This window comes from Pseudomonas sp. A34-9, assembly GCF_029543085.1.
Taxonomy (GTDB): Bacteria; Pseudomonadota; Gammaproteobacteria; order Pseudomonadales; family Pseudomonadaceae; genus Aquipseudomonas.
Genome location: NZ_CP119967.1, coordinates 590,568 through 614,583 on the forward strand (window position 1 = coordinate 590,568; position 24,016 = coordinate 614,583).

At 61.3% G+C, this 24,016-nt stretch carries 21 protein-coding genes; 14 read left to right on the forward strand and 7 right to left on the reverse strand.

Annotated features, from left to right (window positions below; translation table 11 throughout):
• Nucleotides 1-79: 79 nt before the first annotated feature.
• Nucleotides 80-1,372 carry a putative hydroxymethylpyrimidine transporter CytX gene (gene cytX / locus P3G59_RS02550; protein WP_108224379.1) on the forward strand — a complete coding sequence of 431 codons (1,293 nt, stop codon included), beginning with the start codon at nt 80-82 and terminating at the stop codon, nt 1,370-1,372.
• Here the strand turns inward: cytX and P3G59_RS02555 are convergent.
• Nucleotides 1,341-2,087, reverse strand: a complete 747-nt coding sequence (locus tag P3G59_RS02555; RefSeq protein ID WP_277760341.1) for an RsiV family protein — start codon at nt 2,085-2,087, stop codon at nt 1,341-1,343. The two genes, cytX and P3G59_RS02555, sit on opposite strands and share 32 nt — an antisense overlap.
• Before the next feature lie 225 nt (nt 2,088-2,312).
• Here P3G59_RS02555 and P3G59_RS02560 point away from each other — a divergent pair, with 225 nt between their 5' ends.
• The 9 genes from P3G59_RS02560 (at nt 2,313) to P3G59_RS02600 (ending at nt 11,804) form a co-directional block, all read left to right on the forward strand.
• Entirely contained in the window at nt 2,313-2,930 is a 618-nt protein-coding gene (locus P3G59_RS02560; protein ID WP_277760342.1) for an NUDIX domain-containing protein, read from the forward strand.
• Nucleotides 2,921-3,373 carry a DUF1249 domain-containing protein gene (locus P3G59_RS02565; RefSeq protein ID WP_095113480.1) on the forward strand — a complete coding sequence of 151 codons (453 nt, stop codon included), beginning with the start codon at nt 2,921-2,923 and terminating at the stop codon, nt 3,371-3,373. The genes P3G59_RS02560 and P3G59_RS02565 overlap by 10 nt, the downstream gene beginning before the upstream one ends.
• 98 nt (nt 3,374-3,471) lie before the next feature.
• The gene (gene cpdA, locus P3G59_RS02570; protein ID WP_277760343.1) at nt 3,472-4,287 is read left to right on the forward strand and encodes a 3',5'-cyclic-AMP phosphodiesterase; all 816 of its coding nucleotides are present in this window, start codon (nt 3,472-3,474) and stop codon (nt 4,285-4,287) included.
• 289 nt (nt 4,288-4,576) lie between these two features.
• Nucleotides 4,577-5,185, forward strand: a complete 609-nt coding sequence (locus P3G59_RS02575) for a YqiA/YcfP family alpha/beta fold hydrolase (RefSeq protein WP_277760344.1) — start codon at nt 4,577-4,579, stop codon at nt 5,183-5,185.
• A 41-nt stretch (nt 5,186-5,226) separates the two neighbouring features.
• Nucleotides 5,227-7,134, forward strand: a complete 1,908-nt coding sequence (parE, locus tag P3G59_RS02580) for a DNA topoisomerase IV subunit B (RefSeq protein ID WP_277760345.1) — start codon at nt 5,227-5,229, stop codon at nt 7,132-7,134.
• Nucleotides 7,134-8,123, forward strand: a complete 990-nt coding sequence (locus tag P3G59_RS02585; protein ID WP_277760346.1) for an esterase-like activity of phytase family protein — start codon at nt 7,134-7,136, stop codon at nt 8,121-8,123. The genes parE and P3G59_RS02585 overlap by 1 nt, the downstream gene beginning before the upstream one ends.
• Nucleotides 8,120-8,644 (forward strand): TIGR02281 family clan AA aspartic protease, encoded by a 525-nt coding sequence (locus tag P3G59_RS02590; RefSeq protein WP_007915776.1) that lies wholly within the window; start codon nt 8,120-8,122, stop codon nt 8,642-8,644. Before P3G59_RS02585 ends, P3G59_RS02590 begins: the two co-directional genes overlap by 4 nt.
• 7 nt (nt 8,645-8,651) lie before the next feature.
• Nucleotides 8,652-10,916, forward strand: coding sequence for a DNA topoisomerase IV subunit A (gene parC / locus P3G59_RS02595; protein WP_277760347.1), 2,265 nt, complete (start codon nt 8,652-8,654; stop codon nt 10,914-10,916).
• A 177-nt stretch (nt 10,917-11,093) separates the two neighbouring features.
• Entirely contained in the window at nt 11,094-11,804 is a 711-nt protein-coding gene (locus P3G59_RS02600; protein WP_277760348.1) for an ABC-type transport auxiliary lipoprotein family protein, read from the forward strand.
• A gap of 339 nt (nt 11,805-12,143) precedes the next feature.
• Here P3G59_RS02600 and P3G59_RS02605 read toward each other — a convergent pair whose 3' ends face one another.
• Nucleotides 12,144-13,649, reverse strand: a complete 1,506-nt coding sequence (locus P3G59_RS02605) for an AhpA/YtjB family protein (RefSeq protein WP_277760349.1) — start codon at nt 13,647-13,649, stop codon at nt 12,144-12,146.
• Nucleotides 13,650-13,783: 134 nt separating this feature from the next.
• Here P3G59_RS02605 and serB point away from each other — a divergent pair, with 134 nt between their 5' ends.
• Nucleotides 13,784-14,998, forward strand: a complete 1,215-nt coding sequence (gene serB, locus P3G59_RS02610) for a phosphoserine phosphatase SerB (RefSeq protein ID WP_008079219.1) — start codon at nt 13,784-13,786, stop codon at nt 14,996-14,998.
• 90 nt (nt 14,999-15,088) lie between these two features.
• Here serB and P3G59_RS02615 read toward each other — a convergent pair whose 3' ends face one another.
• Entirely contained in the window at nt 15,089-16,843 is a 1,755-nt protein-coding gene (locus P3G59_RS02615) for a molecular chaperone (RefSeq protein WP_277760350.1), read from the reverse strand.
• 220 nt (nt 16,844-17,063) lie between these two features.
• Between P3G59_RS02615 and P3G59_RS02620 the strand changes: the two genes are divergently transcribed.
• Nucleotides 17,064-17,465 (forward strand): lectin OAA, encoded by a 402-nt coding sequence (locus tag P3G59_RS02620; protein ID WP_277760351.1) that lies wholly within the window; start codon nt 17,064-17,066, stop codon nt 17,463-17,465.
• Between the two features lie 68 nt (nt 17,466-17,533).
• Here P3G59_RS02620 and asd read toward each other — a convergent pair whose 3' ends face one another.
• From asd to P3G59_RS02635, 3 genes are read right to left on the reverse strand one after another with little or no spacing between them, the layout of a single operon-like run.
• Complete coding sequence (gene asd, locus P3G59_RS02625) at nt 17,534-18,394, reverse strand: archaetidylserine decarboxylase (protein ID WP_277760352.1); 861 nt, start codon at nt 18,392-18,394, stop codon at nt 17,534-17,536.
• An 18-nt stretch (nt 18,395-18,412) separates the two neighbouring features.
• Nucleotides 18,413-19,228, reverse strand: coding sequence for a thiosulfate sulfurtransferase (gene rhdA / locus P3G59_RS02630; RefSeq protein ID WP_277760353.1), 816 nt, complete (start codon nt 19,226-19,228; stop codon nt 18,413-18,415).
• Nucleotides 19,229-19,270: 42 nt separating this feature from the next.
• Nucleotides 19,271-20,809 (reverse strand): HDOD domain-containing protein, encoded by a 1,539-nt coding sequence (locus tag P3G59_RS02635; protein ID WP_277760354.1) that lies wholly within the window; start codon nt 20,807-20,809, stop codon nt 19,271-19,273.
• Between the two features lie 166 nt (nt 20,810-20,975).
• Between P3G59_RS02635 and motA the strand changes: the two genes are divergently transcribed.
• Both motA and motB read left to right on the forward strand, forming a co-directional pair.
• Complete coding sequence (gene motA / locus P3G59_RS02640) at nt 20,976-21,827, forward strand: flagellar motor stator protein MotA (RefSeq protein ID WP_007952169.1); 852 nt, start codon at nt 20,976-20,978, stop codon at nt 21,825-21,827.
• 3 nt (nt 21,828-21,830) lie between these two features.
• Entirely contained in the window at nt 21,831-22,898 is a 1,068-nt protein-coding gene (gene motB / locus P3G59_RS02645; RefSeq protein WP_277760355.1) for a flagellar motor protein MotB, read from the forward strand.
• A 48-nt stretch (nt 22,899-22,946) separates the two neighbouring features.
• On the opposite strand, the gene rsgA is transcribed toward motB, so the two are convergent.
• Nucleotides 22,947-23,978 (reverse strand): small ribosomal subunit biogenesis GTPase RsgA, encoded by a 1,032-nt coding sequence (gene rsgA, locus P3G59_RS02650; protein WP_277760356.1) that lies wholly within the window; start codon nt 23,976-23,978, stop codon nt 22,947-22,949.
• Nucleotides 23,979-24,016 lie beyond the last annotated feature (38 nt).

The following is a 24,016-nucleotide window of genomic DNA, read 5'->3' on the forward strand; positions in this document are numbered from 1 at the left end:
GAAGCAGTCCGCGCACTGCTTCTAACTTGTAGCTCGCAGCTTGCAGCTTTTTCTCTGCTTCTTTTTTGAGATAACACCCTTGAGCATTCAACCCAGCACTTATTCCCCCGACCTCGCCGTACCCGCCGACAAGCGTGTCTTCGGCGGTCGCGATCTGTTTTCCCTGTGGTTCTCCCTTGGCATCGGCCTGATGGTTCTGCAGACCGGCGCATTGCTCGCGCCAGGTTTGGGCCTGTCCGGTTCGCTGCTGGCGATTTTTCTCGGCACGCTGGTGGGCGTGCTGTTGCTGGCCGCTGTCGGTGTGATCGGCAGCGACACCGGCCTGTCGTCGATGGCCGCGCTGAAACTCAGCCTCGGTAGCAAAGGCGCGAGCCTGCCAGCGCTGCTCAATTTGCTGCAACTGATTGGTTGGGGCTCGTTCGAAATCATCGTCATGCGCGACGCTGCCAGCCTGCTCGGCACTCGTGCGTTCAGCGAAGGTTCATTGTGGTCGAACCCAATGTTGTGGACGTTGTTTTTCGGTGCTCTGGCCACCTTGCTCGCGGTCAGCGGGCCGCTGACTTTCGTGCGGCAGATCCTGCGCAAGTGGGGTATCTGGCTGTTATTGGCGGCGTGCCTCTGGCTGACCTGGAACCTGTTCGCCAAAGCCGATCTGGCTGATCTCTGGTCGCGTGCCGGGGACGGTTCGATGCCGTTCGCCGTGGGCTTCGACATTGCCATCGCGATGCCGCTGTCGTGGCTGCCGCTGATCGCCGACTACTCGCGTTTCGGCAAGCGGGCGAAGAATGTTTTCGGTGGCACCGCCGTCGGTTTCTTCATCGGCAATTTTTGGCTGATGAGCCTTGGCGTCGCTTACACCCTGGCCTTCGCGCCGAGCGGTGAAGTCAATGCGTTGCTGCTGGCACTGGCCGGCGCCGGACTGGGCATTCCGCTGTTGCTGATTCTGTTGGATGAGTCGGAAAACGCCTTCGCCGACATTCACTCGGCAGCGGTGTCCAGCGGGATTCTGTTGCGCCTGAAAGTCGAGCATCTGGCCTTGGCCATCGGCGTGATCTGCACGCTGATCGCACTGCTGGCGCCGTTGGCGCAGTACCAGAATTTCCTGCTGCTGATCGGTTCGGTGTTTGCGCCGCTCTTCGGCGTGGTGCTGGTCGATCACTTCATCCTGCGCAAGCGCAGCGCTCAAGTGGCGTCAGCCGCCTTGCGCTGGCCGGCGTTGTTGGCGTGGCTGGGTGGCGTGAGCACCTACCACTTGCTGGCGAATCTGTATCCGGATGTCGGCGCAACCCTGCCGGCGCTGGTCCTGGCAGGGCTGTTGCAGCTAGTGCTGGGCCGGGCCTTCAGTTACGGCCGGGAAACAGCTCAGGCTTGAGAATGCCGTTCAGACGCGGATAAGGAATCTTCAGTTCGACGTGGCCCAGCGCGTAAGGCGCAATGGTGGTCACGTCGTACTTGAGGATCACGCCGCCATAGGTCAGCGCCACGTTCGCGGTTTTCACGAACGGCCAGTTCGCCACGAACTCCGGCTCCTGATCGAGCTTGGTGCTGATCAACCAGCTGTTGTGCGCGACCTGCGCCGCTTTCCAGAACGCCTCTTCCTGACCCGGCACGAGCATGTCGGACAGGTTCAGCACCTTGTGCTGCTGGCGCGAATAGTTGATGAAACCGCGACCCGGGGTGCCGTGCGCACCGCCGGTGTCGAGGTAGCTCGACACCTCGATGATCACCAAGCCGTCATGCTGCTCGCGTACTTTCGCTTGCAGGTAGCTGCTGTTGCGCGGACCGGCGCTGGCCAGAAACTGATCGCGGTAGGCGGCCAGGGTTGGCGCCACCGGGGCGTTTTTCTCGGTGCGGGTCATTTGCAGCAGGCGTTTTTCGATGATGCCGTCCAGTGCCGGTTCGGCCGGGAAGCGCAGGGTGTCGATGTTCACCAGTGGGCAGTCAGGGTTGGAACAACCCGGTTTCAGTTGTTCCGAGGCATCGCGGGTGGTTTCCAGCGGCGTGCGGTAGTTGGGCTGGAACAGGCTGGCGCACGCCCCCAGAGTCAGGGCAATGGCGGCCACGGAGGCAATTTTGAAAAGCGACATGGGCGTCCTTTCGAAAGCAAGGGAAGGCAAAAAGATATCCGCTTCGACTCTCGCAGAAGCAGTCAGTTCGCCACTAAGCTAATTAGAGTGGGTTTCGCCTCCACCGTCCATCCCGCTGACGGTAAAGGGGCTGCATCAAACGGTGCGGGCGCGTTAGGATGGCGCGAAGTCGAGGTTGCCAATAACAGGAATCTCGTAATGGATTTGCAGTAGACGAGGATGCTCATGACCGATTTTGCCAACGCCATTCCGACCACCGTCGACGTCGTGCGCCGCGAACGTTGTTACGAGGGCTTTTACAAGCTCGACCGTTTGCACCTGCGTCATGAATTGTTCGCCGGCGGCATGAGCCGCGAGATCAACCGTGAAGTCTTTGTGCGCCACGATGCCGTGTGTGTGCTGCCTTACGATCCGCAGCGCGACGAGGTGGTGTTGATCGAGCAGTTCCGCGTCGGCGCCATGGGCAAGACCGACAATCCGTGGCTGGTCGAACTGGTCGCTGGTCTGATCGACAAGGCAGAAGTGCCGGAAGAAGTTGCTCGCCGCGAAGCGCAGGAGGAAGCTGGGCTGGACATCAAGGCCCTGTGGCCGATGACCCAATATTTCCCGTCGCCGGGCGGCAGCAACGAGTTCGTGCATTTGTATCTGGGGCGTTGCAGTACCGAAGGCGTAGGTGGCCTGCATGGCCTGGAAGAAGAGGCAGAAGATATCCGCGTCACGGTCTGGGCCTTTGAAGATGCCTTGCAGGCCGTCCGTGACGGACGCATTGCCAATGCGGCGAGCATCATCGCGTTGCAGTGGCTGGCGCTGAACCGCGCCGAAGTGAGGGGGTTATGGTCGTAAACAAGTTGCGCGATCGCTATCGAGTCGACCTCGCGGGGCTGCAAGCCGCCTGCGAGGCCAACTACGCGCGCCTGATGCGACTGCTACCGGACATGCGCAACGAGCCCGAGGCGCGGCGCATCGCCGTGACCCAGGGCGAGCAGATGCTCGGCGTGCTGGCCCTCGAAGTGTTGCAAACCTGCCCTTACACCACGACGTTGCAAGTGCGTCAGGAACACAGCCTGCCGTGGCTGCCGGTGCCGCAACTGGAAGTGCAGGTCTATCACGACGCGCGCATGGCCGAAGTGGTCAGCGCCGAGCATGCACGACGCTTTCGCGGCATCTATCCTTACCCGAACGCGGCGATGCATCAGCCAGATGAAAAGGCCCAGCTCAATCTGTTCCTGGGGGAATGGCTGAGTCATTGCCTGGCGTTGGGGCACGAGTACGAAGTCGTACGCTAGTTGTGAACTGCGTCCGGTTCGGCAGTTTCCTCTTTCAGTGATCCCCCAGCATAATTGCGGCACTATCGATTCCGTGCTTTTTGCCCTGGGAGAACGCCTTGCCGAGCGTATCCACGTTGACCTCCGCCGATTCGCCGCTGCTGGTGCAGTTGTCCGACAGCCATCTGTTCGCTGAAGCGCACGGCACGCTGCTGGGCATGAACACCCGTGAAAGCCTGCAAAAGGTCATCGAGTTGGTGCTGGGGCAGCAGCCGCAGATCGACCTGATGCTGGCCACCGGCGATATCTCGCAGGACGGCACGCTGGAGTCGTACCAGCAGTTTCGCCAGATGAGCGCGCAGATCAACGCGCCGGCGCGCTGGATTCCCGGCAATCACGACGAACCGATGATCATGGCCCAGGCCGCCGTGCAGAGCACGCTGCTGGAGCCTGTGGTGGATATCGGCAACTGGCGGGTGACCCTGCTGGATTCGGCAGTGCCGGGCTCGGTGCCGGGGTATCTTCAGGATGATCAATTGCAGCTGCTGGCGCGCTCGCTGAGCGAAGCGCCGGAGCGCCATCATCTGATTTGTTTTCACCATCACCCGGTGTCGATCGGTTGCGCGTGGATGGAGCCGATTGGTTTGCGCAATCCCGAGGCGTTTTTCGAGGTGCTGGATCGTTTTCCACAGGCCCGCGCGGTGTTGTGGGGGCATGTGCATCAGGAGATTGATCGCCAGCGCAATGGCGTGCGCTTGATGGCGTCGCCGTCGACCTGCATCCAGTTTGAACCGGGCAGTGAGGACTTCAAGGTCGGTGAGCAGGCGCCGGGGTATCGCTGGTTGCGGTTGTTGCCGGATGGGCGGCTGGAAACCGGCGTCGAACGCGTCACCGACTTCGCCTTCACTATCGATTACGGCTCTGACGGTTACTGATTGCCAATCAAAAACCCCTCACCCCAACCCTCTCCCGGAGGGAGAGGGGGCTGACCGAGGTGTCTGGCATTATCCATCGACCTGAAAGAATGTGTCGATTATGGATTCGCTGAAGCTCGCTCAAGTCGGTGTAGCTCTTGAATATCCCCCAATCAGTCCCCTCTACCTCTGGGAGAGGGCTAGGGTGAGGGCTGCCCCCGCTGAATGACCAATTTCTTGAAACCACCCCCAATCCGCTCTTCTCTCCCTGTAAACTCCGCAAACCCAAACCGACACCCAGGGAGCTCAAATGTCCGGTTCGATCCTCTATATCCACGGTTTCAACAGCGCTCCGGCCTCGAAAAAGGCCTGTCAGCTGGTCGCGGTGATGGAGCGGCTGGGTTTGAGCGAACACCTGCGGGTTCCAGCCCTGCATCACCACCCGCGCGAAGCCATCGGTCAGTTGGAACATGCGATTGCCGAACTGGGCAGCCCGCTGCTGGTGGGAAGCTCACTCGGCGGCTACTATGCGACTCACCTGGCCGAGCGCCATGGCCTGAAAGCCCTGCTGGTCAACCCGGCGGTCAGCCCGCACCGGATGTTCGACGGCTATCTGGGCACGCAGAAAAACCTGTATACCGATGAAACCTGGGAATTGACCCACGACCACGTAACGGCTCTGGCCGAACTGGAAGTGCCGGCACCCCAGGATGCACAGCGCTATCAGGTCTGGTTGCAGACCGGCGATGAAACACTGGATTATCGCCTCGCCCAGCAGTATTACCGCGCCTGCGCCCTGCGTATTCAGGCCGGCGGCGACCACAGTTTTCAGGGTTTCGCCGGGCAATTGCCGGCGTTGCTGAGTTTTGCCGGCATTGGCGCCGATGTGTATCAGGCAATCGATTTCACCGCATTGTGAAGTCTTGCCCCTATTTCATGAATGACTGACGACGAGACCCTATGGCCACTCCCAGCGCTAGCTCTTATAACGCCGACGCCATCGAAGTCCTCTCGGGCCTCGACCCGGTGCGCAAACGCCCCGGCATGTACACCGACACCAGTCGGCCGAACCACCTTGCCCAGGAAGTCATCGACAACAGCGTTGACGAAGCCCTGGCCGGTCACGCCAAATCGGTACAGGTCATCCTGCACGCCGACCACTCGCTGGAAGTCAGCGACGACGGTCGTGGCATGCCGGTCGACATTCACCCGGAAGAGGGCGTGTCGGGTGTTGAGCTGATCCTCACCAAGCTCCACGCGGGCGGCAAGTTTTCCAACAAGAACTACCAGTTCTCCGGCGGTCTGCACGGCGTGGGTATTTCCGTGGTCAACGCCTTGTCGACCGAAGTGCGCGTGCGCGTAAAGCGTGACGGTAACGAATACCAGATGACCTTCACCGACGGCTTCAAAGCCTCGGAGCTGGAAATCGTCGGCACCGTCGGTAAACGCAATACCGGCACCAGCGTGTACTTCGCGCCGGATCCGAAGTATTTCGATTCACCAAAATTCTCCATCAGCCGCCTCAAGCACGTCCTCAAGGCCAAGGCTGTTCTATGCCCGGGCTTGCTGGTCAGCTTTGAAGACAAAGGCACCGGCGAGAAAGTCGAGTGGCATTACGAAGACGGCCTGCGCTCGTATCTGGTCGACGCCGTCAGCGAATTCGAACGCCTGCCGGACGAGCCATTCTGCGGCGCCTTTGCCGGTAACAAAGAAGCCGTCGACTGGGCGCTGCTGTGGCTGCCGGAAGGTGGCGACGCGGTGCAGGAAAGCTACGTCAACCTGATCCCGACGGCGCAGGGCGGTACCCACGTCAACGGTTTGCGTCAGGGCCTGCTAGATGCGATGCGCGAGTTCTGCGAATTCCGCAGCCTGCTGCCACGCGGCGTGAAGCTGGCGCCGGAAGACGTCTGGGAACGAATCGCTTTCGTCCTGTCGATGAAAATGCAGGAACCGCAGTTCTCCGGCCAGACCAAAGAGCGTCTGTCGTCCCGTGAAGCGGCGGCGTTCGTTTCCGGTGTGGTCAAAGACGCTTTCAGCCTGTGGCTCAACGCTAACCCGGAAACCGGTCTGGCCCTGGCCGAACTGGCGATCAACAACGCCGGTCGCCGCCTCAAGGCGAGCAAAAAGGTCGAACGTAAACGCGTCACGCAGGGCCCCGCGTTGCCGGGCAAACTGGCCGACTGCGCCGGTCAGGACCCGATGCGTTCCGAACTGTTCCTGGTCGAAGGTGATTCCGCCGGCGGTTCCGCCAAGCAAGCGCGGGACAAGGAATTCCAGGCGATCCTGCCGTTGCGCGGCAAGATCCTCAACACCTGGGAAGTCGACGGTAGCGAAGTGCTCGCCAGCCAGGAAGTACACAACATTGCCGTGGCCATCGGTGTCGATCCGGGCGCGGCGGACATGAGCCAGTTGCGTTACGGCAAGATCTGCATCCTCGCCGACGCCGACTCCGACGGTCTGCACATTGCCACGCTGCTTTGCGCGTTGTTCGTCCAGCATTTCCGCCCGCTGGTGGATGCCGGTCACGTCTACGTGGCGATGCCGCCGCTGTACCGCATCGACTTGGGTAAAGAGATCTACTACGCCCTCGACGAAGCCGAGCGCGACGGCATTCTTGATCGTCTGGTCGCCGAGAAGAAACGCGGCAAACCACAGGTCACCCGATTCAAAGGTCTGGGTGAAATGAACCCGCCGCAGCTGCGCGAAACCACCATGGACCCGAACACCCGGCGCCTGGTGCAACTGACGCTGGGTGAAGATTTTGCCGAAACCTCGGAAATGATGGACATGCTGCTGGCGAAGAAACGCGCCGGTGACCGCAAGACCTGGCTCGAATCCAAAGGCAACCTCGCCGAGGTCCTGGCCTGATGCGGTTTGGCTGGGCCTTGGCGGGTGCCTTGCTGCTGAGTGCGATGACGGTATCGGCCGAGCCGTTACAGGAATTGCGCCTGCTCTCCGAGCATCCGGTCGACGGCATGCGCGGCGGCAATCTGTCGGGGCTGGCGCTGTGCGGCAATGAGTTGTGGACGGTGTCTGACCGCGATGACGACCAGATCTACCGGCTGAAAACCGCTGATCAGGTCTGGCAGGCGGAAACGCTGCACATTGACGTGCCGCCGGTGCCGGACAGCGGTTTGCCGTGGGGCTTGAGTTCGCGCACCTGGGCGGCGTCGTTCATCCGTGGCGGTGATCTGGATTTCGAGGGTATTACCTGCGACAGCGCCGGCAATCGCTACATCGTCAGCGAGGCCCATGCCGCCGTGTTGCAAGTGCCGCCACAAGGCCCGGCGTCGTGGCTGAAAATCTCACCGATGCTGGTGAAAGAAGCCCGGGCCAGTGGCATGTTGTTGCACTTCAATGCGCTGTTCGAAGGTCTGGCGATCAATCCGGCGGGCGATCAGTTATGGCTGGCGGCCGAGCGTGAGCGTCGTGGCTTGCTGAAGATCAAGCGCCAGCAAACGGTCTGGGATTGTGACGGTGCTTGCGTGCTGCTCAGCGAAGCCGGGGTCGAGATGCAGCCGCCGCAATTTCCCAAGGCCCGCGCCGTTTCGCGGGACTTCGCTGATCTCTCGCTGTTCAACGGCAAGCTGTTTACCCTTGAACGCAACGCCTTTCAGATTTGCCGCCGCGATGCGGTGACCGCCAAGGTCGAGCAATGCTGGTCGTATGCCGAAGATGCCTTGCAGCCACAGCGCCAGTACTCACAGGCCTACGGCCTGGCGGAAGCGCTGGTGGTGGATGCGCAGGGCGCCTGGATCGGTATCGACAATAATGATGGTGTCCGCAACGACGGCGAAAAGCGCCCGATCGTCTGGCGCTTTGCCGCGCCGGACGGCGGCTGGAGCGCCAAGCCGTGAGCCAGCAACCACCGGGCAAGCGCGCCGGGCGGGTGCTGATGATTCTGGCGTGGTGCGCGGCACTGTTTCTGGCCACGCGGTTTTTCGGCCAGTGGGAACAGCGCCAGCAGAATCCGAACGTGGTGGTCAGCTCGGAGCAGGGCGAAGGTTTTATCGAAGTGAAGCTGGCCGGCAACGCCCAAGGGCATTTTGTCGCCAGCGGTCAGATCAACGGCGAACCGGTGGAGTTCATGCTCGACACCGGCGCAACCGATGTAGCGATCCCGGCGGATCTGGCCAAGCGTTTGAAGCTGGAAGAAGGTTTCGGTGTGACCCTGAGCACGGCCAACGGCCTGAGCCAGGGTTATCGGACCAAAATCGACCGCCTGCAACTGGGCGACATCGTGCTGCGGGACGTCCGCGCACTGGTCGCGCCGGGGCTGCATGGCGATCAGGTGCTGCTCGGCATGAGCGCCCTGAACAAACTTGAATTTACTCAGCGCGGTGGCACCATGCTGCTGCGCCAGACAACGAACCGATGAGGCCTGCATGAGCAACCCCCTTGATCTCAGCCTGGACGGTGTAGAACGCCGCTCGCTGGCCGACTTCACCGAAAGTGCCTACCTCAACTACTCTATGTACGTGATCATGGACCGTGCCTTGCCGCATATCGGCGACGGTCTGAAACCGGTACAGCGTCGCATCATTTATGCGATGAGCGAGTTGGGCCTGGACGCCGATTCCAAGCACAAGAAGTCGGCGCGTACCGTCGGCGACGTGCTCGGTAAATTCCACCCGCACGGCGACTCGGCGTGCTACGAAGCGATGGTGCTGATGGCCCAGCCGTTCAGCTATCGCTACACGCTGGTCGACGGCCAGGGTAACTGGGGTGCGCCGGACGATCCGAAGTCCTTCGCCGCCATGCGTTACACCGAAGCGCGCCTGTCGCGTTATTCCGAAGTGCTGCTCAGCGAACTCGGCCAGGGCACTGCCGACTGGGGCCCGAACTTCGACGGCACCCTGCAGGAGCCGCTGGTGCTGCCGGCGCGCCTGCCGAACATTCTGCTCAACGGCACCACCGGCATCGCCGTGGGCATGGCCACTGACGTGCCGCCGCACAACCTGCGCGAAGTCGCGACTGCGTGCGTGCGTCTGCTCGATGAGCCGAAAGCCACGGTCGAACAGCTCTGCGAACACATTCAGGGCCCGGACTATCCGACCGAAGCGGAAATCATCACGCCGCGCGCCGACCTGCTGAAAATGTACGAAACCGGCAAGGGCTCGGTGCGCATGCGCGCCGTGTATCACGTCGAGGACGGCGACATCATCGTCACCGCGCTGCCGCACCAGGTCTCCGGCGCCAAAGTGTTGGAGCAGATCGCCGCGCTGATGCAGGCGAAACCGTCGAAAGCCCCGCAGATCGCTGACCTGCGCGACGAATCCGACCACGAAAACCCATGCCGCATCGTGATCATTCCGGTCAACAGCCGCGTCGATCACGACGCACTGATGCAGCACCTGTTCGCCAGCACCGAGCTGGAGTCGACCTACCGGGTCAACGTCAACATCATCGGTCTGGACGGCAAGCCGCAGCTGAAAAACCTGCGCGCGTTGCTGGTCGAGTGGCTGGAATTCCGCGTGCAGACCGTGCGTCGCCGCCTGCAATTCCGCCTCGACAAGGTCGAGCGTCGTCTGCACCTGTTGGACGGTTTGTTGATCGCTTACCTCAACCTCGATGAAGTGATTCACATCATCCGCACCGAGGAGCATCCGAAGGCCAAGCTGATCGAGCGCTTCGCCCTGAGCGAGATTCAGGCCGACTACATCCTCGACACCCGTCTGCGGCAGTTGGCGCGACTGGAAGAGATGAAACTGCGCGACGAGCAGGACGAGCTGCTCAAGGAACAAGCCAAGCTGCAAGCGCTGCTGGGCAGCGAAGCCAAGCTGAAGAAGCTGGTGCGTACCGAGCTGATCAAGGACGCCGAAACCTATGGCGATGACCGCCGTTCGCCAATCGTCGAGCGTACCGAAGCGAAAGCGTTGACCGAGCACGATCTGCTGCCGAACGAAAAAGTCACCGTGGTGTTGTCGGAAAAAGGCTGGATCCGTTCGGCCAAAGGTCACGAGATCGACGCCACCGGCCTGTCGTACAAGGCGGGCGATGGCTTCAAGACCTCGGCGGCGGGGCGTTCCAACCAGTCTGCCGTGGTGATTGACTCCACCGGCCGCAGCTATTCGGTTGCCGCCCATACGCTGCCGTCGGCGCGTGGCCAGGGTGAACCGTTGACGGGTCGTCTGACACCGCCACCGGGCGCGACCTTCGAATGCGTGTTGATGCCGGAAGATGACGCGTTGTACGTGATCGCTTCCGACGCCGGTTACGGTTTTGTGGTTAAAGGCGAAGACCTGCAAGCCAAGAACAAGGCCGGTAAAGCCCTGTTGAGTCTGCCGAACAACGCCAAAGTGATCGCGCCACGTCCGGTGGCCGATCGTGAACAGAACTGGCTGGCCTCGGTCACGACCGAAGGTCGCCTGCTGATCTTCAAAATCAGCGATCTGCCACAATTAGGGAAGGGCAAAGGCAACAAGATCATCGGTATTTCCGGTGAACGTGTGGCCAGTCGCGAAGAATATGTCACGGACATCGCCGTGCTTCCGGAAGGCGCCACGTTGGTGCTGCAGGCCGGAAAACGGACCCTGTCGCTGAAAGCCGACGACCTCGAACACTACAAAGGTGAGCGTGGCCGTCGCGGGAATAAACTCCCGAGGGGCTTCCAGCGGGTGGATGCGCTGCTCGTCGAAAACCTCAATTAAGCGCCCTAGAGCGCTCGATCTACGATTTAACGCGTAGATCGACGCTTTGGCGCTGGAGTCGGAACGCATATTCACGGATGATATGGCCTTTCCAAACGCCGGCGTGGCCGAGCGTTCTTCATATTTATTGAGTATTTTCACTGTGGTCAGCCTTGTGGCGGCCACCTGGACGGGATGATGACTGCTCTGCGCCCCCTTATTTTCCTGCTCGCCGGCGTTTTGGGCCTGGCGGGTTGCAGCGTTCACCAGCCGGTGTCGCTGTATCAACTGGACAGCGGAAGTCCGGTTCAGCCTGCGCAAAGCGCAGGCATGGCGGTTTTGTTAGGCCCGGTAGTGGTAGCCGATTACCTGCAACGCGAGACATTGCTGCAACGTCAACCGGACGGCAGTCTGCAAGCGGCGACCGACGGTCGTTGGGCGGGTAGCCTTTCGTCGGATATCGATCAGTTGTTGATGCGTCAGGTGGCGGGGCATCTGGACAGCCAGCGTGTGGTACTGGCGCCGGCAACCGGTGGGTTCACTCCGGATGTGCAGGTGTTGCTGACCATCACGCGTCTGGACTCGGGTGAAAAACAACCGGCGATTCTTGATGCGCAGTGGCGTCTGATCGACCGTCGTGGTCAGGTACGCGACAACCGCATCGTTCATCTGCAAGAGCTGCATGCCGGTAGTACGGCTTCGCAGGTGCAGGCGCAAGGGATTCTGTTGCAGCGTCTGGCCGAGCAACTGTCGGTGGCGCTCAAGCCGCTGGCCAATCAGCCACCTGTGGCCGAGGCACCGCGTAAGGCAGCACCGAAGCCGGCAGCGCCGGCGGCGGAAGCCGAGAAGCAGCCGAAGATTCCGATGGCATCACCGATTCGTACCGATATGGAAGTGTTCCGCTTCTAAGCCTGGTTTGAGTCAAGACAGAGCCCGCCTTGTGCGGGCTTTGTTGTGTCTGGGGGCGTGTAGAAGATCAAAAGCCCCTCATCGGAACGCCGCCCGCCTAACCCTCTCCCGGAGGGAGAGGGGACTGACCGAGGTGTCTTGCGTCATACGTCGACCTGAAAGATCCTGGCGATTATGGATTCAAAGCAAGGCGTTCAAGTCGGTGTAGCTCCAGAATATCCCCCAATCGGTCCCCTCTCCCTCTGGGAGAGGGCTAGGGTGAGGGGCTTTTCAGTCACCCACAAAAAGCCCGCAGACAATCACTCGTCTGCGGGCTTCTTGTTTAGCCGAACCTAGGACTTACGCCCGGCGCTCATGCATCCGCGCCAGTTGCCGTTCCAGCATCGACGGATAAGGCTCCATCAACCGCTCCACGCAGCAAGCCCCCTCAGGGCTGGCAATCGGGCGGATCCGTGCACGCTGGCGAATCAGCGCATCGTCACTGATCTTGCGCTCGACCAGCAGCAGGTTGCGGCTGTGTTGCGACAAGGCCAACGCATCCTGCGCCGAATCGGTCAGCAGCAGATCAATCTGGCTCAGGCCAAACAGCTCGTCACCCAAGGTCAGGCCCAACTGCAATTGCAGGGTGATGCCGCTGTCCGCGACTTCGATCTGCAACTGATGACCGAGCGCCCGCAGCAGTTCGCCGCAGCAGATCGCGTTGGTCAGGTAATCGTCGCCGCTGTCTTCGGTGTGGAACAGCATCAGTGTGCTGCCGTCGTTCAGGGTTTCGATTTCGCCCTGATACAGCGAAGCGGCCTGGTCGAGGCAGTCACGATAGCGCTCCTGCAACTCTTCCAGGCGTGCCCGTGGCAAGCGGCGCAGTTGTTCCTGCGAGCCCAGTTGCACGGCCAGCACGGCGGTGTGCTGCGGCACGCTTGGAGACGGTTGGCGTACGACGGGTTGGGGGGCGTCATTGAGCGACTCGTCGCGCAGGTCGGCGAAGGCGTCATCGTCATCATCATCTTCGACGGTGCTGACCAGATGCCGCGGCGCAGGCTTCTGCGCGGCCATCGGACGGGTTTCGTCGAAACTCGGATCACGCAAGTTGCGCACCTCGAATTCCGGCTCGTCTTCTTCGTCCTCGAATTCCGGCTCCGGTTCAGGTGCAGGCTCCGGCGCGTAGTTGGCGTGCAGCTGCCGCGCCAGATCGCCGATTTCATCCTGACGATCGATGCCCGGCGTGTGTTCGTCGATACGACGCAACCAGACGCGCAATTGCAGCAGCGGCGTCGACAGATAGCGCCCCATGCGCAGGCTCAGGGCCAGCGACAGCGCCAACAGGATACCGCTGAGAATGCCCATGCTTTGGAGGCTGATGGTCATTGGCTGCTGGAACTGATCCATGTCCAGGCTGATGCGCAGTTGCCCGGCGGTCACGTCCTGGAAGGTGATCTTGCTCTCGTACATGCCTTCTGCTTCGCCCAGCAGGCTGTGCTTGGGGCGCTGACCGGACTCGGCGAGGATACGGTTATCCACGCTATAGATCGCCGCGTGGGCCACCAGTTTGTTCTTGGTCAGGTTGTTGAGCAGCACATTGAGGCTGAGGATGTCGTTGGACACCAACAGCTCCGTGGCAGAGGTCGCGGTCTGCGTGGTCAGGCTTTCGCCCAGCGCATCGGCCTGCTGGTGCATGGCCTGCTTGAATTGCAAACCCATCACGCCGGCATAGATCACCAGGGCCAGAGCGACCAGGATCACGTTATGGCTGGCAATGCGCAATGCAATCGGTACACGGCGGTGGCGCAGTGCACGGAAGATCAGCAGGAAGAAGTTATCGGTTTTAACTGGCGTGGGCCGGTTCACTGAGCTCGGCTCTTTTGTCCGTGAAGTTGACGCGCAGTATAGCGACAGGCCCTAGACCGGCAAAGCGCTCGCGGTGCCCGATGGTCACTGAAAGTGGGTAGAATGCGGTTTTTTTCCAGTTGCGGGGGTGCGCGTTGCGCGAAATCGTCCTGATTAACATCACGGGAGTCGACCGTCCGGGTCTGACGGCAGCCATTACCGGTGTTCTGGCACAAGGTGGTGTGAACATTCTCGACATCGGTCAGGCGGTGATCCACGACACCCTGTCGTTCGGCATCCTGGTTGAAATTCCCGATTCCGAGCAGGGTAAATCCGTGCTCAAGGACATCCTGTTCAAGGGCTACGAGCTCGACCAGCAGGTGCGCTTCACCCCGGTGTCCGAAGAGGATTACCAGCAATGGGTGGGCAATCAGGGCAAGAAACGCCACATCGTCACCCTGTTGACCCGCAAAGTGACCGCCGGACAATTGCAGGCCGTCAGTTCGATCACCGCCAAATATGGCTTGAACATCGATCACATCGACCGTCTGTCGGGTCGCATGCCGCTGGACACGCCGGCCGACAAAGGCAAGGGCTGCATCGAGTTCTCCGTGCGTGGCGAAGCGGCCGATCCGCAGGCGTTGCGCGCTGAATTCCTCAGTGTCGCGCAGGAACTGAATGTCGACATCGCCTTTCAGGAAGATTCGCTGTTCCGTCGCAACCGTCGCCTGGCGGTATTCGACATGGACTCGACGCTGATTGAAGCTGAAGTCATCGACGAACTGGCCAAGGCTGCCGGCGTCGGCGAGCAGGTGTCCGAAATCACCGAGCGCGCCATGGCCGGCGAACTGGACTTCCGCGCCAGCTTCAAAGAACGCCTGGCCTTGCTCAAAGGCCTCGACGTCAGCGTACTCGACTCGATCGGCGCTTCGCTGCGCCTGACCGAGGGCGCCGAAACGCTGTTCGCCGAACTCAAGCGTCTGGGTTACAAGACCGCGATTCTGTCCGGCGGCTTCACCTATTTCGCCAAACAACTGCAGGCCAAGCTCGGCATCGACTACGTGTTCGCCAACGAGCTGGAAGTGGTCGACGGCAAGTGCACCGGCGTGGCGATCGAGCCGATTGTCGATGCCCAGCGCAAGGCTGATCTGCTCAAAGAGCTGGCGCACAAGGAAGGTTTGCGTCTGGAGCAGACCATCGCGGTCGGCGACGGCGCGAATGACCTGCCGATGCTGGCGATTGCCGGTTTGGGCGTGGCGTTCCGTGCCAAGCCGCTGGTCAAGCAGTCGGCGAAGCAGGCGATCTCGACTCTGGGGCTGGATGGCGTGCTGTATCTGCTGGGTTTCCGTGATCGCGACGGGCAGTTGTAATTAAAGATCAAAAGATCGCAGCCTTCGGCAGCTCCTACACAGGGATATGCATTTCCCGGTAGGCGCTGCCGAAGGCTGCGATCTTTTGTTTTAGAGCGATTTCCACAACGAATCAAAATCCTCCTCGCTCCCGCCATTTTTCGCGGCCTCCAGCGAGCGATAAGCGAACTGATTGAAACTGTGCGTACTTGCGACCCGGCGATCCAGTCCGGCACGGTGCTCTTCGCCCAGGGTGTTGATCATCACCTTGTTGCCTTCCTGAAACGGCAATCGCGGCGCCAGCAAGGTTGCCGGTAGATCGATCGCGCTGATCTCCGGTAACAATAATCCGCGCAAATACTGACTGTGATCATCCCGCGAACGCACCAGTTGCAAGCCGCAGGGCTGCGCGTGCGGTGCCAGCAGTTCAATGCCCATCTGCGTGCCGCCGCCGCGCACCTGGCGAATCCAGCGGATCACCGCAATGCTCCAGCCCAGACTGACACTGTCCTGAACCCCGAGCATCTCCCCGGCCTGTAATTCGGCGGGCACTTCACTTGGCCACGCCAGACAGTAACCGCCGGGGCTGTGATTGATCACCGGCAAGGCATGAGTCGGGTAATGCGGTGTGCTGTCGGTGCCGTTTTCATCCTCGAGCAAATGGTCGTACTGAATTTCCTCGTAGGGTAAAAACTCATCAGCCTTGCTCTGCGGTGCTGCGTCGAAGGCCTGGCTCCAACTGTCCTTTTCACCTTGGGCGACGGCGCTGCTGAAATTCGCCGAGCGCGCGCCGGGATGCTTGAGCAGTTCGCTGAAACTGCGCTCGCCACCGAGGTAGAAGTGCAGAGCGCTCATGCCGACGCACACAGTCAGATTGCCTTGGCCGACGGTGCGCTGAAAGCTGCGCTCGGCGGCGTGCCCCCAGCTTGCGTGCAGGTGTTGCAGGGTATCGAAGCTCAGTCCGGTCGGTACAGGCAGCGGCGTCGACGTGTTCTGATGCAGCAGATGCGCTTCGATGGCGTTCACCAGCGGCTGTGGATCGAAGCTGAGCAATCCGCGCTGTTGCTCGCTGCGAAACATGCTGCGGTAGCGTGGACCGGCATCCAGTTCCGCGCTGATCGCCAACAGGCCAGCGTCCGGGCTTGCGGGATGCAGCTTGAGCAACGCACTCCACGGCTCCAGCGCTTCAGCCAGACGGGCGATCTGGTTCTGCCGCAACTGATTGCAACGGGCGCTGCCGAGCAAAAGTGCGGCGATGTAAGTCTGTTCCAGGCTCAGCTCTGTCGTCAGGCTGGCCAGATCGTCGTGCACGCGGCGGTGTTGCAGTTGTAGTTCCGCGGCGCGGCGATACAGCTGATGCAGTTCGAACCACAGATGCTCCGGCGGCGAGCTATACAACTGCGTGGCGCGCAGCAGCTGTCCCTTGAGTGCATGGGCTGCCCGTTGCAGGGCCATGCTGACCAATGCTGCGCGATCCTTGCTGTACTTCGGCGCGATCCGAAGCACGATCTGTTTGTAGCCGATGGCCAGATGGCTTTGCAGTGCCTGACAGAGATTGCTGATCTTGCGCGAACGCGCGTCGAGCATGATCGCTTGATGCAGGAAGTGTCGCTCCAGATGCTGGCAGACGAAATACACCTCGGGTCGCAACAATTCCAGCAGGCTGAGGCGGTTGTCGCTGGGCGTGAGCAGTTGGTTGAGTTCGGCCATGGCTTGATAAAGCAGGCGGGCGGTTTCGCCGATGTTGGCTTTTGGCAGGCCGGCAATCCAACGCTTGAGGTCACGCGGGGTGGCTTCGCAAAAAGACAGGCGTGTTTGCGTCGGGGTCGGGGCGCTCAGGGAGGGTAGGGGGCGAGACTCACTCATGCCGTGACTGGCTCCGGCGGCGAAAGGGGCAATGCCCAAAACTCTAGCAGCTGTGGTCTGTTTCGTCGGATGGCGTCAGGCTTTTTGACCGCTGGTCTGCTGGCCGGATGCCAGTTCGTTAGCCCTACTAGTCTCTCAGGCGTGCGATCGGAAACGCACGGTTGCACGGCCTGCCGTCAATCTCGGGCAGGTCTCCCGAAACTTCAAGGAGATGAGTTTCATGTCTAAATATGCAGTGGCAAATCAATGGGGTGGCAGTTCGGCGCCGTGGCATCCGGGTGGAACCTGGGTACTGGGCGGGCGGGACAACCAGAATGTCGTCGCAATCGATATCAAGTCGCGCGATGACGGCAAAACCTTCACCGGCACCATGACCTACGCCGGGGAAGGTCCCATTGGCTTCAAAGCGCAACGCACTGGTCAGAACCAGTACAACGTCGAAAATCAGTGGGGTGGCAACGATGCCCCATGGCATCCGGGCGGCAAGTGGGTGATTGGCGGCCGGGACAATCAGAACGTTGTTGCGTTAAGCGTCACGTCCAGTGACGGAGGGAAAAACCTCAGTGGCACCAATACCTATGTCAACGAAGGCCCGATCGGCTTCCGTGGGCAGATAGAGTAACGGCACCACCGAGTCGTATCCGCCCTTTCGCAGACGTGCGAACGGGCGGATCAGTGGCTCGCAGCATTTCAGGCGTTTGGCAGCGCCAGGCCTTGGCCCATCTGCACTGGCGAACCTGCCGCCAGCTCTTGCGCCCATTTCACCTGATCCGGCCCGAACAGCACGATCGCGGTCGAACCCAGCTTGAAGCGACCCAGTTCGGCGCCTTTTTCCAGATGGATCGGCGCACGGGCGGCTTCGTCGTAGCGGAAGGTTTTCAGTTCGCGCTTCGGCGGGGTGACCAGACCGGCCCAGACGGTTTCGATCGAAGCGACGATCATCGCGCCCACCAGTACAACGGCCATCGGCCCGCGCTCGGTGTCGAAGATGCACGCCACACGCTCGTTGCGGGCGAACAGCTCCGGAACGTTTTCGGCCGTAGTCTGGTTGACCGAGAAGATGCGGCCCGGGATGTAGACCATCTCGCGCAGGGTGCCGGCGAGCGGCATGTGCACGCGGTGGTAATCCTTCGGCGACAGGTAGATGGTGGCGAAGTCGCCGCCCATGAACGGCGCCGCATTGGCCGCGTCACCGCCGAGCAGTTCCAGCACGCTGAAGCTGTGGCCCTTGGCCTGGAATACGCGACCGTGCTCGATCGGGCCGAGTTGGCTGACCGCACCGTCGGCCGGGCTGAGGATCGCGCCCGGAGTCTGGTCCAGTGGACGCGCGCCGTCTTTCAGGGCGCGGGTAAAGAAAGCGTTGAAGTGCTCGTAAGCGGTCAGGTCTTCGACCAGTGCTTGCGACATGTCCACCTGATAACGCTTGGCGAACCACTGGGTGAAGGCATTTTTGAACCAGCGCACGCGGCACTCGGCAACGCAGCCGGCCAGGCGCGACAGCAGGTGATGAGGCAGCAGGTACTGGCTGAGGATAAACAGACGCTCTTTCATTAGTTGTCCTTAAAAACCTTAAATCTCGACGGGCGTATCAGGGTGGTTACCCCATTCGCCCCAGGAACCGGCGTAGCCCTTGACCCGCGGATAACCGAGGGACTTGGCCACCAGATAAGTGAAGCCCGACCGGTGATGGGTCTGGCAGTGGGTAATGATTTCTTTGTCCGTGGTGATCCCGAGATCGTCGAGGATCTGCGGCATGTCCGTGCGAATGCGCAGCTGACGCGTCTTGTCCATGCCGGCGGTCCACTCGAAGTTGACCGCGCCGGGGATGTGCCCGGCCTTGGCGGCCAATACTTTCTCGCCGGAATACTCCAGCGGCCCGCGCGCATCCCAGATCGCCAGATCGGCAGCACCGAGACGGCTTTGCAGATATTCGCGCGTGGCAGTCGGCTCGTCGTGCAAGGTCAACGGCAGCGGGCCACCGACGGCTGCTGGCACCTGGATCGACATCGGCATGCCATCTGCCAGCCATGCCGGCAGACCACCGTCTATATAGTGGTACTTGTCGTGACCGATGACGTCGAGCAGCCAGATGAAGCGCCCGGCCCAGCCGCCGCCTTCGTCGTCATAGACCACATAGACCGCGTCTTTGCGATGGCCCAGTTCACCGAACAACGCCTCCAGATCGGCTTTGGCCGGCAGCAGGCCCGGCGCCGGCGGCTGGCCGAGCTGGGTGCGTTTTGGATCAACGAAGCGTGCGCCGGGAAGATGACCTTCGGCGTAGCGCGCAGGACTGGTCAGGTCCACCAGAATCAGGTTGCTGGCCTCCAGCCGAGGAAGCAAGTCGCTCGGTTCGATGACGAGCGGCAAGCCAGAGAAGTCAGACATGTGAGGTCTCCAGAGCACAAAGGGGGGAATTGTAGCGCAGCCTCATCGGCCACGGCTGCTAAAGCTGTGCAGGGCCTTTTCGATGCACTGCGCGGTTTTGCCAAAGGCTTGCACGGTGATGTCGGCGAACGGCCCGCCGCCCTGATCGGCGACGACGATCATGATCACTCGGCCGTTATTGACCAGCGAGCGCAGGAATAGATGCTCGCCGCGAAACAGCGTGCGCAGGCTCGCCGGCAGCAGCGCGGAAAACTGCGCGTTGTTGTCCGGGATAATCCGCACCTGCGCCTGTTGCGCCAGCAGCCGTTGCAGCACGCTGCTCTGGTTGACGACAAAATTCAGCGCCGCCGCTTCTTTCGGCAGGCCGGCGGTTTGATTCACGCGCAGATTGGACTGCGTGCGGTCGGCCATCAGGATCATCACCCGGCGCATGCCGCTGGCGACCAGCGCATCGCGAGCGGCGACGGTCAGGCTCATGGCATTGGTGAAGCGGCTCGGTTCGGCGAGCAGTTCGGCGCATTGCTTGCGCCACTGGCCCAGGTCTTCCGCGGTGGGCGCGGCGGCAGGCAACATGCCGGCCGGCAAACGACGGGTGCCCCACGGCCACAGCAACGAAACCGCCGGGTGCCACAAGTCCGGCATCGCATGCTGGCGCGCGCTGTTCGCCGCTTGCTGGTGCAACTGTTGTTGCACGTCATCCATGGAAATCTGCAGATAAAGGCTGGTCAGGTACTGCCAGCGTTCACTGTGCGGACTGTCCCAGGCCTGTTGCGCCGACAGCGCCAGACCATTGGCCAGCAGCACGGTATTGGCCGGCTGATTGAGCCAGCGGCGCAACGTCGGATCATCGTCGAGGCGGTTTTGCTGGCGCAGCGGATGTTCGCTGTCGCGGGCGATGCGCAGGACTTTGACCAGCTCGCGCTGTTCACTGAGCAGCAGTTTATAGCCCTGCTGCACCCAGATCGGCAGGTGCCAGGCCTGCACCAGCGCTTCAGCGATTTTCAGCAGGCGTACGCCGAACAATTGCTTTTCGACCACGCGCGCCGATTCGCCCTTGTGGATAACCCGCAATTCCCATTCTTCCAGCAATTGCGGATACGTCAGCGCCAACGGCCACAGCGGCGACAGAAACAGCAGGCTGCCCCAATGAATGTCCTGCCACAGCCGCGCCAGGCGACTGGCGAAAAAACCGTTGGCCTGTTGCGTCGCGTGCTGGCTGATCATCTGCAACTGGCGCAGGGCCTTGGGGATTTGCATCTGCGGTTCGGCGGGGAGGCGCGCCAGCAGCTCTTCGGTGCGGGCAAGGCCCAGACGATTGATCGCCACCTCAAGGTTTTCCGCTGGCGTGGCCATGGTGCCGTGGGTGTGACGATTCGCCTCACGGATGATGCTCAAGGCCAGCGCCGGGCTGTCCTGCATCAGGTCGGCGATGTCGCGCAACGAACTGCGATTGTCGCGGATCGCCCGGCAGACCTTGTCATGAGCCTCTTGCGGGACGGGCAGGCGGACGCTGTCGAGCAACTTGACCCAGCCGTCGAGCGTGGTCGGTTTGGCGTGTGGGACGTTCGTTTCATTAGCCATGTCTGGAGGGGATCTTCACTGACTGTAGACGCGCCCGGCATGGGCTAAATTGGCTTTTCGCCTGAACTGGCTATAGTCTGGCGCAGTTTTGCCGATAAGTAGAAGAAGAGATTTTTTAACTTCCGAATATGACCTTGAACCCGACTTAAGTAAGTACTTTCTACCTATGGCTAAAATTATCGGCATCATCGTCGTATTCGCGAGCGTGCTCGGCGGATACGTGCTCTCCCACGGCAAGATTGCCGCCCTGATCCAGCCCTTCGAGGTGATGATCATCGGTGGTGCTGCACTCGGTGCATTCCTGCAGGCCAACCCCGGCTACATGACGATGCACGTGCTCAAGAAATCCCTGAGCATGTTCAGTTCGCGCTTCAGCCACACTTTTTACCTGGAAGTGCTGGGCCTGATCTACGAGATCCTCAACAAGAGCCGCCGCGAAGGCATGATGGCCATCGAAGGCGACATCGAAGATGCCGCGGCGAGCCCGATCTTCGCCAAGTACCCGGCAGTGCTCAAAGACGAGCGCATGACTGCGTTCATCTGCGATTACCTGCGCATCATGTCGTCCGGCAACATGGCCCCGCACGAGCTGGAAGGCTTGTTCGACATGGAACTGTACAGCCTCAAGGAAGACCTCGAACACCCGTCCCACGCGGTGAACGGCATCGCCGACGCCATGCCCGGTTTCGGTATCGTTGCGGCGGTACTCGGTATCGTGGTGACCATGGCCTCGCTGGGTGAAGGCGACCAAAAGTCCATCGGTCTGCACGTTGGTGCGGCGTTGGTCGGTACCTTCTTCGGTATTCTCGCGGCGTACGGTTTCTTCGGCCCGTTGGCCCACTCGCTGGCCCACGATGCCAAGGAAGAGCTGAACGTCTATGAAGCCATCAAGGCTTCGTTGGTGGCTTCGGCTTCCGGCATGCCGCCGTCGCTAGCCGTCGAGTTCGGTCGCAAGGTGCTGTACCCGGCGCACCGTCCAAGCTTCGCCGAGCTGGAACAAGCGGTTCGCGGTCGCTAAGTCATGGAAAATAATCAGCCGATTATCATCAAGCGCGTCAAGCGCATAGCCGGCGGGCATCACGGCGGGGCGTGGAAAATCGCCTTCGCCGACTTCGCCACGGCGATGATGGCGTTCTTCCTGGTGTTGTGGCTGCTGTCCACCGCCACACCCGAGCAGAAGATCGCCATCGCCGGTTACTTCAAAGACCCGGTCGGCTTCTCCGAAAGCGGTACGCCGTACATCATCGACCTGGGTGGTACGCCGACCTTGGCGCCGGAAAACACCCTCAACCCGGAAGTGAAATCGCAACCGCAGCCTGACAAGGTCACGGTCGACACCGAGCAGGTTGAAGGCATGGCCGAGCAGGTCGAGAAGGAGCGTCTGGAACTGCTCCTGCAAGAACTGCAGAACAAGGTCGACGAGAACCCGCAGCTGCAGAAATTCAAGGATCAGATCCTTTTCGAGATCACGCCGAACGGCTTGCGCATTCAGATCATGGACGCCGAGAACCGGCCGATGTTCGACTCCGGTTCTGCACGCCTGAAGCCGTACTTCGAAGACATCCTGCTGGCCATGGCCGACACCATCAAAGCGGTGCCGAATAAGATCAGCATCAGCGGCCACACCGACGCCAAGCCGTACACCGGCACCGGCGATTTCGGTAACTGGGAGCTGTCGGCCAACCGTGCCAACGCCGCCCGTCGTGCGTTGGTCGCTGGTAGCTATCCGGATGCGCAAGTGGCGCGGGTGGTGGGTTATGCCTCGTCGGCGTTGTTCGACAAGGAAAACCCGTTCAACCCGGTCAACCGCCGCATCGACATCGTGGTGCTGACCAAAAAAGCCCAGGCGGCCATTGAAGGTGCGCAAGGTGCCGATCCGGCGAAACCGGCGGATCAAGGCCAGAACGGTGCTGCTCCGGCAACCCCGGTCGACCCGAATGCACTGCCGGCGGATCAGCAACCGGTGCCAGCGCACGAACTGCGCGAACGCCTGAACCTGTTCGATGACGCCGCACCGAAACCGGCCGAGCCGGGGAGTGCGGCGCCAGCGCCTGCTCCCCCAACCACTGTCCCCGCGCCGAAGCAGTGAAGCAAAAAAAAGCCGCGAGATGATCGCGGCTTTTTTCTGTCTGGCTGTTTAGTAGCCGTTTTCCGGCAAACTGGCGATGATCGAGCGGTAGCTGTTCATCCGCTGCTGCTGCACGCGGCCATCCTCGAGTGCCTTGAGCAACGCACAGCCCGGTTCACGATCATGCTTGCAGTCGCGGAAGCGGCACGTGCCCAGCAAGTCATCGAACTCGATGAAACCCGCTTCGACGTCGGCGCGGCTGACGTGACCGAGGCCGAATTCGCGGATACCCGGGGAGTCGATCAGCTCACCGCCACCGGGGAAGTGGAACAGGCGCGCGGTGGTCGTGGTGTGCGTGCCTTGCCCCGACAGCTCGGACAACGGTCCGACGCGGGTTTCCACCTCAGGCAGTAAGCTGTTGACCAGCGACGACTTGCCGACGCCGGACTGTCCGACGAAGACGCTGATGCGCCCGTCGAGTTGCTGTTGCAGTTGTTCCATGCCATTGCCGTGATGCGCCGAGACTTCCAGCACCGGATAACCCAGCGTGCGGTAAACCGCCAGCAGCGCATTGAGCGCTGGGGCGTTCTGCTCGTCGATCAGGTCGAATTTGTTCAGCAGCAACAGCGGGCGGATGCCGGCGTGTTCGGCGGCGACCAGGTAGCGGTCGATCAGGTTGGCATGCGGCTCGGGCAGTGGCGCGAAGACGATGACGATCATGTCGACGTTGGCCGCGACCGGTTTGAGCTGGCCACGGCTGTCCGGACGGCACAGTTCGGTGGTGCGCGGCAGTTGCGCGACGATCACCCCGATGCCCTGGTTGCCGGCACGCCAGACGACCGTGTCGCCGGTCACCAGCGCAGGCAGGTTGGCGCGCAAGTGGCAGCGGAACACCTGGCCGGCGTGATCGCCGTCAACAGCTTCGACCTCGACCTGCACACCGAAGTGGGCGATCACCAGGCCGGTCTGTTCCGGGCCCAGGTCACCACCTTCGAGCGCTTCGACAGCCGAGGACTCGCGTTTGGCGGCGCGTGCGGCGCGCTCGCCTTGAATCTTTTCGATGCGCCAGTTTTGACGACGATTGAGTTGGCGTTTGGCCATGGGTGTTCCGTCTGAAGAATGCAGCGATTAGGTAAAAC

Excerpts from the sequence above, each read along its gene's own strand:
- P3G59_RS02555 (WP_277760341.1), bottom strand. The coding sequence starts at position 2,087 with ATGTCGCTTTTCAAAATTGCCTCCGTGGCCGCCATTGCCCTGACTCTG.
- P3G59_RS02635 (WP_277760354.1), bottom strand. The coding sequence starts at position 20,809 with ATGGCTAATGAAACGAACGTCCCACACGCCAAACCGACCACGCTCGAC.
- P3G59_RS02585 (WP_277760346.1), top strand. The coding sequence starts at position 7,134 with ATGCGGTTTGGCTGGGCCTTGGCGGGTGCCTTGCTGCTGAGTGCGATG.
- rsgA (WP_277760356.1), bottom strand. The coding sequence starts at position 23,978 with ATGGCCAAACGCCAACTCAATCGTCGTCAAAACTGGCGCATCGAAAAG.
- parC (WP_277760347.1), top strand. The coding sequence starts at position 8,652 with ATGAGCAACCCCCTTGATCTCAGCCTGGACGGTGTAGAACGCCGCTCG.
- P3G59_RS02620 (WP_277760351.1), top strand. The coding sequence starts at position 17,064 with ATGTCTAAATATGCAGTGGCAAATCAATGGGGTGGCAGTTCGGCGCCG.
- P3G59_RS02615 (WP_277760350.1), bottom strand. The coding sequence starts at position 16,843 with ATGAGTGAGTCTCGCCCCCTACCCTCCCTGAGCGCCCCGACCCCGACG.
- rhdA (WP_277760353.1), bottom strand. The coding sequence starts at position 19,228 with ATGTCTGACTTCTCTGGCTTGCCGCTCGTCATCGAACCGAGCGACTTG.
- asd (WP_277760352.1), bottom strand. The coding sequence starts at position 18,394 with ATGAAAGAGCGTCTGTTTATCCTCAGCCAGTACCTGCTGCCTCATCAC.
- P3G59_RS02600 (WP_277760348.1), top strand. The coding sequence starts at position 11,094 with ATGACTGCTCTGCGCCCCCTTATTTTCCTGCTCGCCGGCGTTTTGGGC.
- motB (WP_277760355.1), top strand. The coding sequence starts at position 21,831 with ATGGAAAATAATCAGCCGATTATCATCAAGCGCGTCAAGCGCATAGCC.
- P3G59_RS02560 (WP_277760342.1), top strand. The coding sequence starts at position 2,313 with ATGACCGATTTTGCCAACGCCATTCCGACCACCGTCGACGTCGTGCGC.
- motA (WP_007952169.1), top strand. The coding sequence starts at position 20,976 with ATGGCTAAAATTATCGGCATCATCGTCGTATTCGCGAGCGTGCTCGGC.
- parE (WP_277760345.1), top strand. The coding sequence starts at position 5,227 with ATGGCCACTCCCAGCGCTAGCTCTTATAACGCCGACGCCATCGAAGTC.
- P3G59_RS02575 (WP_277760344.1), top strand. The coding sequence starts at position 4,577 with ATGTCCGGTTCGATCCTCTATATCCACGGTTTCAACAGCGCTCCGGCC.
- P3G59_RS02565 (WP_095113480.1), top strand. The coding sequence starts at position 2,921 with ATGGTCGTAAACAAGTTGCGCGATCGCTATCGAGTCGACCTCGCGGGG.